This is a genomic window from Streptomyces sp. NPDC054849, from assembly GCF_053610945.1.
In genome coordinates, this window is the sequence record NZ_JBSGZI010000034.1 from 34,960 (window position 1) to 50,879 (window position 15,920).

The following is a 15,920-nucleotide window of genomic DNA, read 5'->3' on the forward strand; positions in this document are numbered from 1 at the left end:
CCGGAGGCTACGCCAACTCGCGCCTACTCGGCAGGACCCAGCGTCACCTGCGGCGTCGTGGGCGGCACCGCCCGCACGATGGTGATGAGACGGTCCGTCAGCTGGATCGGGCTCGCGTGCGGGTCGTCGTACGCGAGCAGCCGGTGCCCGCGCAGCACGTTCACCACCAGGTCGTCGGTGTCCCGTACCGACTTGCCGACCTCGGACTTCTTGGCAGGGCGTTCGATCAGGTCGAGGCCGCTGCCCTGATGGATCAGGTCCTCCATCACGGTGCCCGCGCTCGGGCTGAGCACCGAGAGGCCCAGCAGTCGGCCGGCCGCGCTCGCGCTCGTGATGACGGCGTCCGCGCCGGACTGGCGCAGCAGCGGGGCGTTCTCCTCCTCGCGCACCGCCGCGACGATCTTCGCGCCGCGGTTGAGCTGCCGGGCCGTCAGCGTGACCAGGACCGCCGTGTCGTCCCGCTGGGTGGCGATGACGATCTGACGGGCCTTCTGCACCTCGGCGCGGAGCAGTACGTCGGAGCGGGTGGCGTCGCCGACCACGCCCGTGAAGCCCTCCGAGTTGGCGATGTCGATCACCTTGGTGCTGGGGTCGACGATGACGACCTGCTCCTTGGAGAGGCCGGTGGCCAGCAGCGTCTGCAAGGCCGAGCGGCCCTTGGTGCCAAAGCCGACGACGACCGTGTGTTCACGCAAGTTCTTCCTCCAGCGCTTCAGCCGCCACTCTTCCCTCGTCCGCTCCGTGAGCACTTCCAGGGTGGTACCGACCAGGATGATCAGGAACAGCACGCGCAGCGGGGTGATCAGCAGGATGTTGATCAGCCGTGCGCTGTCGCTGTACGGGACGATGTCGCCGTAGCCGGTCGTCGACAGCGTGACGGTGGCGTAGTAGAAGCAGTCGAGGAGATCGACCGTCTCGTTGGCGTTGTCGTGATAACCGTCGCGGTCGAGCCAGACGATCAAGACCGTCAGGAAGAGCACGAACAGGGCCATCAGCAGGCGCTTGGTGACCTGGCTCAGCGGCTGCTCGACGATCCGTTTGGGCAGCTTGACGCGCCGGGAGACGAGTTTCTCGTCGGCGGCGCGGGCCATGGCGTCCTGACCGTGAAGTTTCACGTGAAACATCCTCCTGAAGCCCACGGCAGATCGAGAATTTCCAGCTCCTGCCCGGACCGCGCGCCTTTGGGCGGTACGACGGCCAGCGCGTCGGCGGCCGCCACGCCGCGCAGCATCGCGGGGCCGTGGAAACGCAACGGTACGGCGTGCTCCTCGCTCAGCTGCACGGGGACCAGCCGGGTGTCGTACGGGTGGCCCGGTACGTCGCTCTGGACCGGCGCGGTGTAGCGGGGGCGCCTGCTGCGGCCGGCGAGGGCCCGCAGCAGGGGTTCGGCGAGGGTCAGCAGGCCGGACACGGCGGCCAGCGGGTTGCCCGGCAGCCCGACCACGTGCCGGCCGTCCGCACGGGACCCGATGCGGGCCAGCAGCATCGGATGCCCGGGGCGCACGGCGACCCCGTCGACCAGCAGGTCGGCGCCGGCCTGGCGCAGCACGGGGTGGACGTGGTCGACGGGTCCGGACGCGGTGCCGCCGGTGGTCACGAGGACGTCCGCGGTGGACGTGGTGACGGCCTCCAGCAGCGCCGCGGCCCCCGCCGGATCGTCGCCGAGCCGTCGCACGGCGACGACGTCGGCGCCGAGGCGCGTGAGCCAGGGCCCCAGCATGGGGCTGAGGGCGTCGCGGATCAGCCCGTCGTGCGGGAGGCCCTCGGTGAGCAACTCGTCCCCGAGCACCAGGATCTCCACGCTGGGGCGCGGCCGGGTGGTCAGCTCGTCGTACCCGGCGGCCGCGGCGAGTCCGAGGACGGCCGGGGTGACCAGGGAGCCGGCGGGCAGCAGCAGGTCCCCGGAGCGGCACTCCTGGCCGCGGGGACGGATGTCCTGGCCGGTGAGGACGGGCCGGTCGGCGAAGAGCTGGGTGCCGGCCTCGCGGCAGTGCTCGCTGCGGATGACGGCGGTGGTGTCGGCTGGGATCCGGGCGCCGGTGGCGATCCGTACCGCCTCGCCGTCGGTGAGCGGCTCCGGCCGGTCGGAGCCGGCCAGGACGCCGCCGCTGCGCATGCTCCAGGGGCCCGGGCCGGCGACGGCCCAGCCGTCCATGGCGGACGTGTCGAAGGACGGCAGGTCGGTCAGCGCCTCCAGGGGGGCGGCCAGGACCTCGCCGAGGGCCTCCGCGAGGGGGACCAGGTGGGTACGGGGCCGCACCCCGGCCCCGGCGTGCACGGCGGCGTCCCGGGCCCGGGGCCAGGAGGCCGCGCGGTGACCGCCCCCGCCGCCGCCCTCCGGGGCGCGGCTGACCAGGGCCAGGGCCTCGTCCAGGGCCTGATCGGCGGAGTTCGTCGGGGTCATCCGGAGCCGTTCTGTTCGGCGGCGTCGTCCTCTGCCTCGGCGGCCCAGCGCAGCGCCAGGTCGGCGGCCTTGCGGGAGGCCTCGGCGACGGCCTGGGCGGGGTCGGCGCCGGTGGCGGCGGCGTGGGCGGCCGCGTAGCCGACCAGGAAGGTGGTCAGCGGGGCGGCGGGCCGGGCGACGCCGTGGGCGGCGTCCCGGGCGAGGTCGAGCAGGGTCTTGGTGTCGACGGCGAGGTCGATGCCCAGCTCGTTCTTGACGGCGGTGATCCATTGGTCCAGCACGGTCCCATGGTCCCTGATCCGGGCGCGGGCGGCGGCGAGATCGTCCCAGGTGTCGCAGTCGAAGGAGGCCAGCGGCTGCGCCGTGACGCGGGCGAGGTCGAGTTCGGCGGTGAGTGCGCGCAGCGGCAGCCCGGTGAGGTTGCCGTGTTCGGCGGCGAGCAGGGCGATCTCGCGGCGCAGGGGCTCGGCCCGGTAGGCGGCGACCAGCGGCTGGTCCCGGCCGTCGGGGTCCCGCAGCATCGCCCCGTCCGCCCCGGGTGTTCCGTGGGTACCGGGCGCGTCCAGCAGGGTCCGCACGGTGTCCCGGTCGAGGAACGGCAGATCTGCGGAGAGGACGAGGACCAGCGCGGCGGTGCTCTGGCGCAGTCCGGCGTCCAGCGCGGCCACCGGGCCGCCGCCGGGAGGCTCCTCGCGGGTCCAGCGGACCGGGCGGGCGGTGGGGCGGCGGGCGCCGACCACGACGGTGGTGCGGGCGTCGGGGCAGGCGTCGAGGACGCGGTCCAGGAGGGCGCGGCCGCCGACGCTCAGCGCGGGCTTGTCCGCCCCGCCGAGTCGCTGCGCGGCGCCGCCGGCCAGCACGATCGCGTCGTAGCTCATGCCCCAGAGTATGCGTCGGCCATGTCCCTTGCGGGGAGCCCCGATTACCGGAGGCGCATCCCGGATTCCCGGGCTCCGCCCCGGACCCCGCGCCTCGATCGCCGGCGGGGCTGGATGCCGTCGGGGGGGGGGCGGAAGAGAGGCGGGTCCGGATGCACAGGGCATCCCGACCCGCTTCGTCTGCAGACCCGCCCTAGAGGTAAGGGCCCGAGCGGATCGCGCCGTGGCCGCCGTCTTCGTCGTCGTCGTGCGGCCCGCCCGGCGGGAGGGCGCGGCGCATCTGTTCCAGCTGGGCCCGCGCCGCCATCTGCTGCGCGAACAGAGCCGTCTGGATGCCGTGGAAGAGGCCCTCCAGCCAGCCCACCAACTGGGCCTGGGCGATGCGCAGTTCAGCCTCGGAGGGAATGGCCTCCTCCGTGAACGGGAGGGACAGGCGCTCCAGTTCCTCCACGAGCTCGGGGGCCAGACCGTCCTCCAGCTCCTTCACCGAGGCGGCATGGATGTCCTTGAGCCGGACCCGGCTCGCCTCGTCGAGAGGCGCGGCACGTACCTCTTCCAGGAGTTGCTTGATCATGCTGCCGATCCGCATGACCTTGGCGGGCTGTTCGACCATCTCCGTCACCGGGACCTCGCGCGACTCGTCATCGGCGTCGCCGACCGCCGTCCCGTCCTGTCCCACGATCAGGACGTGCGGGGGGTTGTCCTGCGACCGTTCACTCCTCGGCATCTCCATGCCGTCATTCTCTCGCACACCTCCGTACTCACACGGTGTGCCCCCGTACAGGCGTGATCCAACCTGTACGGGGGCACCGACATCAGCCGGCCGCGCGGCGGGCCAGCGCGCCGCTGGAGCGCGTGACCAGCGCCGCCAGCAGTGCCGCGCCCAGCGGGACCACGATGATCAGCCCGCCGAGGGTCTCCCACGGCACGGCGATCGGCACGTAGGGCAGGGAGTCCGCCGTCGGCAGGTAGCCCTCGGCGAGGGAGCGGTCGTAGAGCTGTTCCCGTTCCCGCCGCTGGGTGAGGCGCAGTCCGACCGCGGGCAGGATTCCGGCCGCCGATCCCAGGACGACGCCCATCAGGGCCACCACCCCGCACTGGAAGCCGCTCAGCGTCCGCCGCACGCGCGGCGCCGCGCCCACCGCGGCCAGGGTCTTCAGATCGGCCTCGGCGTCGGCCTGGGCGAGCCCGGTGGCGATGCCGGCGGCGCCGATGGTGACCAGGCCCGCGAAGACGGTCAGGACGAGCAGGGCCAGGTCGTCGTTGCCCTGGTAGCCGGCCTCGATGCGCAGGGACACCTCGACGCCCATCCGGTCGATCTCCCCGGCCAGCTTCTGGCGTTGCTCGCTGGAGACGGCCCCGTCGGTGCTGAAGTACGAGCCGGACGGTGCGGTGGCCAGCCCCGCGGCCTTGACCGCCGCCTGCGGCAGGACCAGATCGACGCCCCAGCTCTCGACGCCGTCGGGTGCGAGGTGGACGGCGATGACCTTGTCCTCACCGGGAGGCTCCTGGCCCATCCCCTGGAAGACGTCGGCCCCTTCCGGGCCGCTGACGACCCGCAGGGTGAGCTTGCCGTCCTTCACCTGCCGCTTGTCGAAGGCGACGGGCTTGCCCGCCTTGAGGGCGGCCACGGTGCCCGGGTCGGTGACCGCCAGCACGGTCAGCAGCTTCTCGTCGGCGACGACGGTGGCGTGCTGCGTGCCGAACCGGGAGTCCTCGCAGCGCCAGTCCTGGCGCAGTTTCCGTGTCTCCGCCTCACTGAAGGCGTCGGGGCCCTTGGGGTTCTCGTAGAGCGGGCAGCGCTGCTCCTTGGGCTTGATGATCTCGACGCGGCCGCAGCCGGGTTCCGGCGAGAACGTCTCGCAGCTGGGCTTGCCGACGACCAGCCGGTCGACGTCCGCCCGCAGCGCCAGCGGCAGGTCCCTGGCGAGGGCCTCCCGCAGGGCCGGCACCTCCTTGTAGGCGTCGTTCTCGTTGGTCTCCAGCAGTCCGGTGCCGTGCGGCAGCTCCGCCACGTACTCGTGGCGCAGCTGCACGTCGCGGCTGTGCTCGTAGGTGGCCACGGCGACGGTGCCGGCGACGGCGGCCAGTACGGCGGCCACCGCGGGCGCCGTACGCCCCCGGTTGCGCACGGCGTCGCGCAGCGCGAGCCGCGGGGACAGCGGCAGCCACCGCCCGAGCCGCCCGAACAGGCCGACCAGGACGGGGGTGAGGGCGACGATGCCGAGTTCGGCGAGGGCGCTGCCGCCCGCCACGACGGTGGAGCCCATCTCCGACGTGCTGCCGTACAGGGCGATCGCGGCGCCGGCGCCGACGGCGAGCAGGCCGATGACCGGCAGCACACGGTTGGCGCGGCGCACCCCGCGGCGTCCGGTCAGCGAGGCCAGCACGGTCTGCCGCGACGCGGTGATCGCCGGGACGATCGCGGACAGCAGCCCGGTCACGACGGCGAGCAGGGCGATGGCGGCCAGTTCCAGCGGGCGGAAGTCGAAGCCGCCGAAGCGATTGCCGAGCTGCTCCTCGAGCACCGGACGGAGTGCGACGGTGAGCACCACGCCGATCGCGGTGCCGGCGACGGCGGCCACGGCGCCGATGACCAGGCCGCCGGAGAGCACGATGGAGCGGATGTGGCGCCGGTCGCCGCCGTTGGCGCCGACGAGGCCGAGCTGGCGGCGCGAGCGCCGGGCGCCGACCGCGAAGGCCGGTCCGGCGAGCAGGCAGATCTCCAGCATGGCGAGGCCCACGATGGTGGCCAGGACGGCCATTTCGGCGGTGTCGCCCGCGCTCCGGTCGATCCGGAAGGAGGGGTCCTGCTCGTAGAGGGGCACTTCGGAGTCGGCTGGCGGGTCGAGGAGGACGGCGCGGGAGAACACGAGCAGACCCTTGGTGTTGGCCGCCTTGACCTCGTCCCACGTGAGACCGTCGCCGCCGACCTTGACCAGGTAGGCGTCCTCCCCCCGCACCTCGCGCGCTCCGGAGGCCCGGAGCGCCTGGTCGAGCGGTTCGATCAGGGTTCCCGGCGGGGCGATGAGCTCCTCCCGGTCGAGTTGGCTGGGGAGCTCGTACGCACCGACGATCTTGTACGAGGAGTTCGCGCCGCGCGGGGTGACCGAGGAGCCGACGAAGAGGCCGGAGTTCTCCAGGAAGGCATGGGTGGCGATGACCTCGCCCGCACCCTCGGGCAGCCTGCCGCGGTCGAGCGTGATCAGGCCCGCCGCCAGCGGGCTGTGCGTGTCTATTTCGCGTAGTTCGGTGTCGAGCAGCCCGTGCGCGGTGCGCACCTTGCCGTAGCCGGCGGAGTCCTTGAGGATCTGCGTCCCGGCCGGGAATGCGGACAGGTCCGGCTCGGGCCGCTTGTCCCTCGCCGTCGGGGGGCCGTCGTAGGCGTCGTGGCCGCCGACGGGCGAGTAGCCCGTGCCGTCGGGCTTCTGGTAGATGCCCTTGGCGATGTGGGTGGAGTTCACCCGGGCGTCCGCTGCGCCCATCAGGCGGGTGGCGGACTGCTCGGGAGAGAGTTCGGCGCTGCGCAGCGTGAGGTCTGCGGCGCTCACCCCGACGATCGGCAGGGCGATCATCGCGAGGACGAGGGAGCTGCGGCCCTTGGCGCGCCAGGCGTCGCGGCGGGCGATGCGCAGCGCCGCGACCCAGGAGTGGTACCAGCCTTGGAGCGAGGTCACCGGTCGGCCACCTGACCGGACAGGAGGGAGTCGGCCTGGCTGCGCAGGGTCTCGTCGACCACGCTGCCGTCGCGCAGGAAGACGACGCGGTCGGCCCAGGCGGCGAACCGCGGCTCGTGCGTGACGAGGATGCCGGCCGCGCCCGCGTCGCAGCGGGAGCGCAGCAGGCCGAGGACGGACTCGCCGGTCTCGGAGTCGAGCGCGCCGGTGGGCTCGTCGGCGAGGACCAGGCGGCGGTCGCCCACGAGGGCGCGGGCGATGGCCACACGCTGCTGCTGGCCGCCGGACATCTCGTCGGGGAAGCGGTCGGCGAGTGCGCCGAGGCCCATCTCCTCCAGCGCGGCGAGGGCGGAGACCCGGGCCTTGCGGGCGGAGGTCCCGTCGAGCTCGCGGGGCAGGGCCACGTTCTCGGCGGCGGTGAGGGCCGGGATCAGGTTGTAGTCCTGGAAGACGTACCCGATGCTGCGGCGGCGCAGCGCGGTCAGCTGCTTGCGGCTCGCCGCGGTGATGTCGGTTCCCTCGACGATCACCCGGCCGCTGCTCGGGGTGTCGAGGCCGCCCGCGAGGGTGAGCAGCGTGGACTTGCCGGAGCCGGACGGGCCCATGACGGCGACGAGTTCGCCGGGGAAGACGGAGAGGTTGATCCCGCGCAGGGCGTGCACTTCGGTGGCACCGCTGCCGTGGGTGCGTACGAGTTGGTCCAACTGCAGGACGGGCTGCCGGGGCTGGGGCTGGTCAGGCATGAAGGGGTCCCCCCTGGAACGGTGGTTCAGCCACGCCGCGTGCGGGCGGTGTGGGGCCGGGCGGTGGTGGTCGGGGCCGGAGCTTCGGCCGCGGCGGCCTGGGGCGGTTCGGGTGCGGCGGCTCTCCCGTCGGCCGGCAGGGAGAGCCGGACCAGCCGGGCTTCGCAGTGGTCGAGCCAGCGGGCCTCGGCTTCGGTCTGGAAGATCAGCTGTTCCAGGACGAGCAGCCAGGCCACGTCGTCGCGTTCGCGGGACTGCCCGCTCTCGACCGCGGCGAGTGCCGTGGCCTTGAGCCGGGTGTAGTCCTGCATCGCCTTGATCGTGGCGTGCCGCTGGGACTGGATGACGGCGCGGATGTCCACGCCGGGGGCGCCGACGGCCATGGCGAGCTTGATGGACAGCTCGTCGCGGGGCGGGTTGGCCCGGTCGACGGGCCGCTCGTACCACTGGTGCAGTTCGGCACGCCCGGTGTCGGTGATGGCGTACAGGGTGTGGCCGGCGGCGTCCTCACCGCCTGGGGCGACGAGGCCGTCGCGTTCGAGGCGGGCCAGGGTCGTGTAGACCTGCCCGACGTTGAGCGGCCAGGTGGAGCCGGTGCGGGATTCGAACTCGGTGCGCAGCTGTGAGCCGTACCGAGGACCCCGTTCCAGCAGGGCGAGAAGCCCGTGACGGATCGACATACTCGGTATGTATACCGAGTATGTTCACTCAGGGCAACCATCCTGAGATGTACGCCGGAAGGGGGACACGGGGACCGAGCGGGATGCGGAGCACGCCGTGGGGCGGCCCTAGATGCTGCGGCGCAGGCGCATCCCCATGTAGCCCAGACCCAGCCCCATCAGGGCGAATCCGGTGCCCAGTGGCAGTATGTGCGCGGCCAGATCGGCGGCCCGGTCGTTCGGCTCGGTTCCGATGGCCCTGATCACGGCTGTCGGCGGGGCCGGAGGTGTCGGGGCGGTGGTCGGCGGGGCCGTGCGCCGGGCGCGGGGGTGGACGGGCAGCGGCCGGGAGGCCACCGCCAGCTCCGGGTTGGCGCGCTCGGCCGCCGGACGTCCGGGCCGCTCCCGCCCGACTCCGGGGACACTGCCGGCGAGCTCCTCGTACGGGTCGTCCCCGGCGGGGCGGGCGGGGGAGTGGCGGGCCGGGGCGAGGGGCCCGGCATAGGCGGAAGCGGCGGGCGCGAGGACGGCGGCGACGAGTGCCGCGCAGGCCAGCCAGCGCGGCGGGCGGAAGCCTTGGATCATGGAGAGCCCCTCCCGTCCCGAGCGACCGAGCTGCTCGCTGAGCGTCGGAGATATGGGCTCAGATTTACATAGTGGGGCAAAACCGGCATCCCGGGTGCCCCATCGGGGTGCCCGGGATGCCGGTGTGTCGCGCTGTGCCTCGTGTGGGGCGGCGGCGGTCCGCTATTCGGGGTTGCCGGTCGACACGGTCAGGGTGTACTCCGTGTTCTCCTTGGAGATCTTCTCGCCGGCGGCCGGGGACTGGACCAGCACCGTGTCCTTGCCGTAGACGGCCTCGTCCTTCGGAACGATCGTGTACTTGCCGCCCGAGGCCTGGATGCACTCCTTGACGGAGAGCAGGTTCTTGTACTTGAAGTCCGGCGCCGAGTACTTGCCGGCCTCGCTGTAGTGCTTCACCGGCTCCGTGCACTTCTTCGGGTCGATCGTGCGCGTGATGTCGGGACCCTTGAACCCGGGCTTGGCGGAGGCGGACGCGGAGGTCCCCGGATCCGCCGTGGTCTTGCCCTTGTCGTCGTCACCGTTCATCGCGATCGCCGCGATCAGGCCGCCGACGGCCAGCAGCGCCACCGCGATCGCGCCCACGACCACCGGCGTGTTCCGCTTGCCGCCGCCGGCCGTCGCCGACAGGCCCGCCGAGCTCGACGGGGAGATCGTGTACGGCGGCGGGGTCTGCGGCCCGTACTGCTGCTGCGGCGGGGGCGTGTGCGGGTAGGCGTAGCCGCCCTGCGCGTGCTGCTGCGGTGCGGGGGCCGGCGTCGGCGCGTACGGGGCCGGGGTCGGGGTGTGCGGCGCCTGATAGGGCTGCTGCACCGACTGCGGCGGCGCCTGGAAGCCGGAGTCCACCGGCGGGAACACGGCCGAGGACACGCCCGCGCCGCTGCTGAGCGGCCCGTGGCCCTGCACGATGACCGGCGCCCCGCTGTGCCCGGAGCCCAGCACCCGCGCGACCTCGTCCCCCATGGCCGCGGCCGTGGGGAAGCGCTCGTTCGGGTTCTTCTTCAGGGCCCGCGCCACCAGCGCGTCCATCGCCGGGGTCAGCGAGCGGTTGATGGAGGAGGGGGCGACCGGCTCCTCCTGCACGTGGGCGTACGCGATGGCCAGCGGCGAGTCCGCGTCGAACGGGATCCGCCCCGTCAGCAGCTGGAACAGCATGATGCCGACCGAGTACAGGTCGGAACGGGCGTCGACCCCGCGCCCCAGCGCCTGTTCGGGCGACAGGTACTGCGGGGTGCCGACGACCATGCCGGTCTGCGTCATCGAGGTGACGCCCGACTGCATGGCGCGCGCGATGCCGAAGTCCATCACCTTGACCACGCCGCGCTTGTTCACCATGACGTTGCCGGGCTTGATGTCGCGGTGGACGAGCCCCATCTCGTGGCTGGTCTCCAGGGCGGCCAGCACGTCGGCCGTCACCTTCAGCGCCTTGTCCGCCGGCATGGCCCCGTACTGCCGGATGTCCGCCTCGAGCACCGAGCCGAGCGGCCGGCCCTCCACGTACTCCATGACGATGTACGGCATCACCGCGGCGTCGCCCGCGGCCGCGCCGTTGAACGTCACTTCGCCTTCACCGGTATCGAATACCGAGACGATGTTCGTGTGCGACAGTTTCGCTACAGCCTGGGCTTCGCGGCGGAATCGCTCGCGGAAGGACTGCTCGCGGCCGAGATCGCTGTGCAGGGTCTTGATCGCGACCTGCCGGTCGAGCGCCGAGTCGTACGCCAGGTATACGGAGGCCATGCCGCCGGCTCCCAGCAAGTCCCTTAGCTGGTAACGGCCACCGGCCAGAGAGCCGCCCGCGTACTGGCCCTGAGTGCCGTCCTGGCTCATGACTGTTGCTTCCCCTCGGGATGTGTCCCTACGCCTCTGGCCGGGCGCATATGGCGCCCAGTCTGCCCGAGGGCAAGCACCAGTCAAGCCAGGTGCCCGTTCCGTGACCACACGGGTACAGGTGGCTTTGTCCGAACGGTGACCGGTTCCGAGGCTGTAGCGTTCGTCGGAGCACCGAGACGAGGACTACCGCTCCGCGGCGGCCGAGAGATACGACGGCGAGGACTGATGGCACCCGAACCCGAGGGAAACGGCGCCGGGATGACCGATGGTCCTGAGCACTGGGGCGCCGGCGGTCTGGTGGGCGACGGCCGTTACCGGCTGACGCACCGGCTGGGACGCGGCGGCATGGCCGAGGTGTTCGCCGCCGAGGACGTGCGGCTCGGCCGCACCGTCGCCGTGAAGCTGCTGCGCGCCGACCTCGCCGAGGATCCGGTGTCCAAAGCCCGCTTCACCCGCGAGGCGCAGTCCGTCGCCGGACTCAACCACCATGCCGTCGTCGCCGTGTACGACTCGGGCGAGGACCGGGTCGGCCCCAACACCGTCCCGTACATCGTCATGGAGCTGGTCGAGGGCCGCACCATCCGCGACCTGCTGATCAGCGCCGAGGCCCCGGGCCCCGAGCAGGCGCTCATCATCACCTCGGGCGTGCTCGAGGCCCTCGCGTACTCGCACCAGCACGGCATCGTGCACCGCGACATCAAGCCCGCGAACGTCATCATCACCGAGACCGGCGCGGTCAAGGTGATGGACTTCGGCATCGCCCGTGCCCTGCACGGCGTCCAGTCGACGATGACCCAGACCGGCATGGTCATGGGCACCCCGCAGTACCTGTCGCCCGAGCAGGCCCTCGGCAAGGCCGTGGACCACCGCTCCGACCTGTATGCGACCGGCTGTCTGCTGTACGAACTGCTCGCGCTGCGGCCCCCGTTCACCGGCGAGACTCCGCTGTCCGTGGTCTACCAGCACGTCCAGGACGCGCCTGTCCCGCCTTCGCAGCTGCCCGAGGGCCGGCACATCCCGCAGGAGCTCGACGGTCTGGTCATGCGCTCCCTCGCCAAGGACCCGGACGACCGGTTCCAGAGCGCCGAGGAGATGCGCGGGCTGGTCCAGTACGCGCTCCAGATGCTGCACGACCAGGGGGCGAACACCGGCACCTGGAACACCGGTCCGGTCACGATGGCCCTGCCGCACGGGCGGGGCGGCGCCACCACGGCCATGCCCGTCAGCGGCACCGGCGGGCAGCAGCGGTACCCCTCGCACCACTCGACTTCGCAGTTCCAGCAGCCGATGGTGCCGGCGCTGAACCCCGACGACGGCTCGGCCTTCCCCGGCGGGCACGGCGGCCCGGGCGGCAACGGCGGCGGCTACGACGGCTACGACGACCGCGGCGGCAACGGCAGCCGCTGGAAGATGTGGCTGTTCGCGGTGCTCGCGATCGTCGCGGTCGCGGGCGGCGCGGCCTACGCCGTCAAAACCGTGGGCGCGAACGGCAACGAGAAGAAGCCGGAGATCACGCAGAGCACGCCCAGCGGCGAGCAGAGCAAGCCCGGTTCCCCGGACACCCTGCCGACGCAGAAGACCGCGGACAGCCCGTTCCCGACCAACGAGACCCAGCCCACGGCGACCCGCTCCCGGACGCAGAGCTACAGCCCGCCGCCGTCGCCGACGGCTTCGGCCTCGGCCTCGGCGTCCGCCTCGCCGTCCAAGAGCACGTCGGCGTCCCCGTCGGCGACGAAGTCGGCGCCGCCGTCGCCGACGGCGACCAAGCCCGTGGAGCCGCCGGGCCCGAACTCCCAGGAGTGACGTACGAGGACGGGCCCGGCGCAAGCGAGTACGCCGGGCCCGTTCCCGTATCCGTATCCGCACAGCATCTGCACAAAAGCCGGTCGGAGCGCGCGCTGGAACTGGCGGTCCGGAGGGCCGGCAGGCGAGTGCACGGTGTCAGGCGACGACGCTGTACGGGTGCCCGCCGGTCAGCGGTTCTCGGCCTGCAGGCGGGCCACGTAGGCGGCGGCCTGGGAGCGGCGCTCCATGCCCAGCTTGGACAGCAGGCTGGAGACGTAGTTCTTGATCGTCTTCTCGGCCAGGTGCAGCCGCTCGCCGATGACGCGGTTGGTCAGGCCCTCGCCGATCAGGTCGAGGATCCTGCGCTCCTGGTCGGTGAGGTGGGAGAGGCGGTCGTCGCCCCTGCCGCCCTTGCCGTCGCGCAGCCGCTCCAGCACGCGGGCGGTGGCGACCGGGTCGAGCAGCGACTTGCCGGCGGCGACGTCACGCACGGCGCTCAGCAGCTCGTTTCCGCGGATCGCCTTGAGCACATACCCGGAGGCGCCGGCCATGATCGCGTCGAACAGCGCCTCGTCGTCAGCGAACGAGGTCAGCATCAGGCATTTGACGTCCTCGTCCTGGGAGCGCACCTCGCGGCACACCTCCACGCCGCTTCCGTCGGGCAGGCGCACGTCGAGGACGGCCACGTCAGGGCGGGTGGCGGGGATGCGGACCAGAGCGTCCGCGGCGGTACCGGCCTCGCCGACGATCTCGATGTCCTCTTCGACCGACAACAGCTCATGGACGCCGCGTCGTACCACTTCGTGGTCGTCCAGGAGGAATACCTTGATTTTTCCGTCTTCGCGCACGAAGTCAGTTTCACACACTCACCCCTTCCCTGCCGGGGTTACCCGGGATAACGTGCCGTTGTTCCCGGCCCCTGCAAGGCTGTGACCAGTGGTTGTTCCCGCGGCCGCGGATTTACTTGGAAATCCAAGCAAAAACGCAGGTCAAATGGGGTTTCGCAGTAATGCGGCGCACTGGGTAACGTGCATTGCGCAGGGCACTCGCCGGGGCACCTGTCACGCCTGAATCCCGAACGCGACGCGCACCCACCCCGTGCGCTCGTTACGGATGCAGGTGAGCCGCACTGGACCCCGGAGAACCCGGGTGCCGGACCGACGGAGGAGCACACGTGACCGTGGAGAGCACTGCCGCGCGCAAGCCGCGACGCAGCAGCGGCACCAAGCGGGCGGCAGGCGCGGCGAGCGCCGCCAAGCCCGCCGCCGCTGCCACTGCGCAGACGCAGGACGCCGTACCTCAGCTCGTACAGCTGCTGACGCCCGAGGGGGACCGGGTAGACAACGCGGACAACGCGGAATTCGCCCCCTTCGTCGCAGACATCACCACCGAGGACCTGCGCGGGCTGTACCGCGACATGGTCATGACCCGCCGGTTCGACGGCGAGGCGACCGCCCTGCAGCGCCAGGGGGAGCTGGGCCTGTGGGCCTCGCTCCTCGGCCAGGAGGCCGCGCAGATCGGCTCCGGCCGGGCCCTGAACGACGAGGACTACGTCTTCCCGACCTACCGTGAGCACGGCGTGGCCTGGTGCCGCGGGGTCGACCCGACCAACCTGCTCGGGATGTTCCGCGGCGTGAACCACGGCGGCTGGGACCCGAACACCAACAACTTCCACCTCTACACGATCGTCATCGGCTCGCAGACGCTCCACGCGACCGGTTACGCGATGGGCGTGGCCAAGGACGGCGCCGACTCCGCGGTCATCGCCTACTTCGGCGACGGCGCGTCCAGCCAGGGCGACGTCGCGGAGGCCTTCACCTTCTCGGCCGTCTACAACTCCCCCGTGGTGTTCTTCTGCCAGAACAACCAGTGGGCGATCTCCGAGCCGACCGAGCGCCAGATGCGCGTGCCGCTCTACCAGCGTGCGCAGGGCTTCGGCTTCCCCGGCGTCCGCGTCGACGGCAACGACGTGCTGGCCTGCCTGGCGGTGACCCGCTGGGCCCTGGACCGGGCGCGCCGCGGCGAGGGCCCGACCCTGGTCGAGGCGTTCACGTACCGGATGGGTGCGCACACCACCTCCGACGACCCGACGAAGTACCGGCGGGACGAGGAGACGGCGGCCTGGGAGGCGAAGGACCCGATCCTGCGCCTGAAGGCACACCTGCTGGCCACCGGCGGGGCCGACGAGGCCTTCTTCGCCGAGCTGGAGGCGGAGAGCGAGGCGATGGGCAAGCGCGTGCGCGAGGCCGTGCGCGCCATGCCCGACCCGGACACCATGGCGATCTTCGAGAACGTCTACGCGGACGGGCACGCGCTCGTCGACGAGGAGCGCGCCCAGTTCGCGGCCTACCTCGCGTCCTTCGAGGAGGGTCACTGATGGCTGTCGAGAAGATGTCGATCGCGAAGGCGCTCAACGAGTCGCTGCGCAAGGCCCTGGAGCAGGACCCGAAGGTCCTGATCATGGGCGAGGACGTCGGCAAGCTGGGCGGTGTCTTCCGGATCACCGACGGCCTGCAGAAGGACTTCGGCGAGGAGCGGGTCATCGATACCCCGCTCGCCGAGTCGGGCATCGTCGGCACCGCCATCGGCCTGGCCCTGCGCGGTTACCGGCCGGTCGTGGAGATCCAGTTCGACGGGTTCGTGTTCCCCGCGTACGACCAGATCGTCACGCAGCTCGCGAAGATGCACGCCCGCGCCCTGGGCAAGGTCAAGATGCCGGTCGTCGTGCGCATCCCGTACGCGGGCGGCATCGGCGCGGTCGAGCACCACAGCGAGTCCCCGGAGGCGCTCTTCGCGCACGTGCCGGGCCTCAAGGTGGTCTCCCCGTCGAACGCGAGCGACGCGTACTGGATGCTCCAGCAGGCGATCCTCAGCGACGACCCGGTGATCTTCTTCGAGCCGAAGCGCCGCTACTGGGACAAGGGTGAGGTCGACTTCGACGCCATCCCCGGTGAGCTGCACAAGGCGCGCGTGGCCCGCGAGGGCTCGGACCTCACCCTGGCCGCCTACGGCCCGATGGTGAAGGTCTGCCTGGAGGCGGCGGCCGCGGCCGCCGAGGAGGGCAAGTCGGTGGAGGTCGTCGACCTGCGCTCGATGTCCCCGGTCGACTTCGACGGGATCCAGGCGTCGGTGGAGAAGACCCGCCGGCTCGTGGTCGTCCACGAGGCGCCGACCTTCCTCGGCATGGGCTCGGAGATCGCCGCTCGCATCACGGAGCGGTGCTTCTACCACCTGGAGGCGCCGGTCCTGCGCGTGGGCGGTTTCCACGCCCCGTACCCGCCGGCCCGCCTTGAGGACGAGTACCTGCCGGGCCTGGACAGGGTGCTCGACGCCGTCGACCGCTCGCTGGCGTACTGAGG

The 15,920-nt window shown here is 72.0% G+C and carries 13 protein-coding genes; 3 read left to right on the forward strand and 10 right to left on the reverse strand.

Annotated elements, in window-relative coordinates; all coding sequences use genetic code 11:
* Positions 1-23: 23 nt before the first annotated feature.
* The 9 genes from ACWGIF_RS17395 to ACWGIF_RS17435 all read right to left on the reverse strand — a co-directional run bounded on the left by ACWGIF_RS17395 (position 24) and on the right by ACWGIF_RS17435 (position 10,773).
* A complete protein-coding gene (locus ACWGIF_RS17395; RefSeq protein WP_453497787.1) occupies positions 24-1,124 on the reverse strand; it encodes a potassium channel family protein in 1,101 nt (366 codons plus the stop codon).
* Entirely contained in the window at positions 1,112-2,404 is a 1,293-nt protein-coding gene (locus ACWGIF_RS17400) for a molybdopterin molybdotransferase MoeA (protein ID WP_453497790.1), read from the reverse strand. Before ACWGIF_RS17400 ends, ACWGIF_RS17395 begins: the two co-directional genes overlap by 13 nt.
* Entirely contained in the window at positions 2,401-3,282 is an 882-nt protein-coding gene (locus tag ACWGIF_RS17405) for an NTP transferase domain-containing protein (RefSeq protein ID WP_453497793.1), read from the reverse strand. The genes ACWGIF_RS17400 and ACWGIF_RS17405 overlap by 4 nt, the downstream gene beginning before the upstream one ends.
* Before the next feature lie 193 nt (positions 3,283-3,475).
* On the reverse strand, positions 3,476-4,015 hold the full coding sequence (locus ACWGIF_RS17410; RefSeq protein WP_453497795.1) for a bacterial proteasome activator family protein: 540 nt from the start codon (positions 4,013-4,015) through the stop codon (positions 3,476-3,478).
* Between the two features lie 82 nt (positions 4,016-4,097).
* Positions 4,098-6,857: an FtsX-like permease family protein gene (locus ACWGIF_RS17415; protein ID WP_453497895.1), complete on the reverse strand. Its 2,760-nt coding sequence runs from the start codon at positions 6,855-6,857 to the stop codon at positions 4,098-4,100.
* A 98-nt stretch (positions 6,858-6,955) separates the two neighbouring features.
* Entirely contained in the window at positions 6,956-7,702 is a 747-nt protein-coding gene (locus ACWGIF_RS17420) for an ABC transporter ATP-binding protein (protein ID WP_453497798.1), read from the reverse strand.
* Positions 7,703-7,728: 26 nt separating this feature from the next.
* Positions 7,729-8,382: a PadR family transcriptional regulator gene (locus ACWGIF_RS17425; RefSeq protein WP_453497801.1), complete on the reverse strand. Its 654-nt coding sequence runs from the start codon at positions 8,380-8,382 to the stop codon at positions 7,729-7,731.
* Positions 8,383-8,490: 108 nt separating this feature from the next.
* Positions 8,491-8,946, reverse strand: a complete 456-nt coding sequence (locus tag ACWGIF_RS17430) for a hypothetical protein (RefSeq protein WP_453497804.1) — start codon at positions 8,944-8,946, stop codon at positions 8,491-8,493.
* Between the two features lie 162 nt (positions 8,947-9,108).
* Entirely contained in the window at positions 9,109-10,773 is a 1,665-nt protein-coding gene (locus ACWGIF_RS17435; RefSeq protein ID WP_453497806.1) for a protein kinase domain-containing protein, read from the reverse strand.
* A gap of 228 nt (positions 10,774-11,001) precedes the next feature.
* Between ACWGIF_RS17435 and ACWGIF_RS17440 the strand changes: the two genes are divergently transcribed.
* Positions 11,002-12,579, forward strand: a complete 1,578-nt coding sequence (locus ACWGIF_RS17440) for a protein kinase domain-containing protein (protein ID WP_453497809.1) — start codon at positions 11,002-11,004, stop codon at positions 12,577-12,579.
* A 170-nt stretch (positions 12,580-12,749) separates the two neighbouring features.
* Here ACWGIF_RS17440 and ACWGIF_RS17445 read toward each other — a convergent pair whose 3' ends face one another.
* Complete coding sequence (locus ACWGIF_RS17445; RefSeq protein WP_453497812.1) at positions 12,750-13,409, reverse strand: response regulator; 660 nt, start codon at positions 13,407-13,409, stop codon at positions 12,750-12,752.
* Between the two features lie 326 nt (positions 13,410-13,735).
* On the opposite strand from ACWGIF_RS17445, the gene pdhA reads away from it, so the two are divergent.
* Together pdhA and ACWGIF_RS17455 are read left to right on the forward strand one after the other, a co-directional pair.
* A complete protein-coding gene (gene pdhA, locus ACWGIF_RS17450; RefSeq protein ID WP_453497815.1) occupies positions 13,736-14,938 on the forward strand; it encodes a pyruvate dehydrogenase (acetyl-transferring) E1 component subunit alpha in 1,203 nt (400 codons plus the stop codon).
* Entirely contained in the window at positions 14,938-15,918 is a 981-nt protein-coding gene (locus ACWGIF_RS17455; protein ID WP_453497818.1) for an alpha-ketoacid dehydrogenase subunit beta, read from the forward strand. The genes pdhA and ACWGIF_RS17455 overlap by 1 nt, the downstream gene beginning before the upstream one ends.
* Positions 15,919-15,920: the final 2 nt, after the last annotated feature.

Coding starts and splice junctions, on each gene's coding strand:
- ACWGIF_RS17395 (WP_453497787.1), bottom strand. CDS start 1,124: ATGTTTCACGTGAAACTTCACGGTCAGGACGCCATGGCCCGCGCCGCC.
- ACWGIF_RS17400 (WP_453497790.1), bottom strand. CDS start 2,404: ATGACCCCGACGAACTCCGCCGATCAGGCCCTGGACGAGGCCCTGGCC.
- ACWGIF_RS17405 (WP_453497793.1), bottom strand. CDS start 3,282: ATGAGCTACGACGCGATCGTGCTGGCCGGCGGCGCCGCGCAGCGACTC.
- ACWGIF_RS17410 (WP_453497795.1), bottom strand. CDS start 4,015: ATGGAGATGCCGAGGAGTGAACGGTCGCAGGACAACCCCCCGCACGTC.
- ACWGIF_RS17415 (WP_453497895.1), bottom strand. CDS start 6,857: ATGATCGCCCTGCCGATCGTCGGGGTGAGCGCCGCAGACCTCACGCTG.
- ACWGIF_RS17420 (WP_453497798.1), bottom strand. CDS start 7,702: ATGCCTGACCAGCCCCAGCCCCGGCAGCCCGTCCTGCAGTTGGACCAA.
- ACWGIF_RS17425 (WP_453497801.1), bottom strand. CDS start 8,382: ATGTCGATCCGTCACGGGCTTCTCGCCCTGCTGGAACGGGGTCCTCGG.
- ACWGIF_RS17430 (WP_453497804.1), bottom strand. CDS start 8,946: ATGATCCAAGGCTTCCGCCCGCCGCGCTGGCTGGCCTGCGCGGCACTC.
- ACWGIF_RS17435 (WP_453497806.1), bottom strand. CDS start 10,773: ATGAGCCAGGACGGCACTCAGGGCCAGTACGCGGGCGGCTCTCTGGCC.
- ACWGIF_RS17440 (WP_453497809.1), top strand. CDS start 11,002: ATGGCACCCGAACCCGAGGGAAACGGCGCCGGGATGACCGATGGTCCT.
- ACWGIF_RS17455 (WP_453497818.1), top strand. CDS start 14,938: ATGGCTGTCGAGAAGATGTCGATCGCGAAGGCGCTCAACGAGTCGCTG.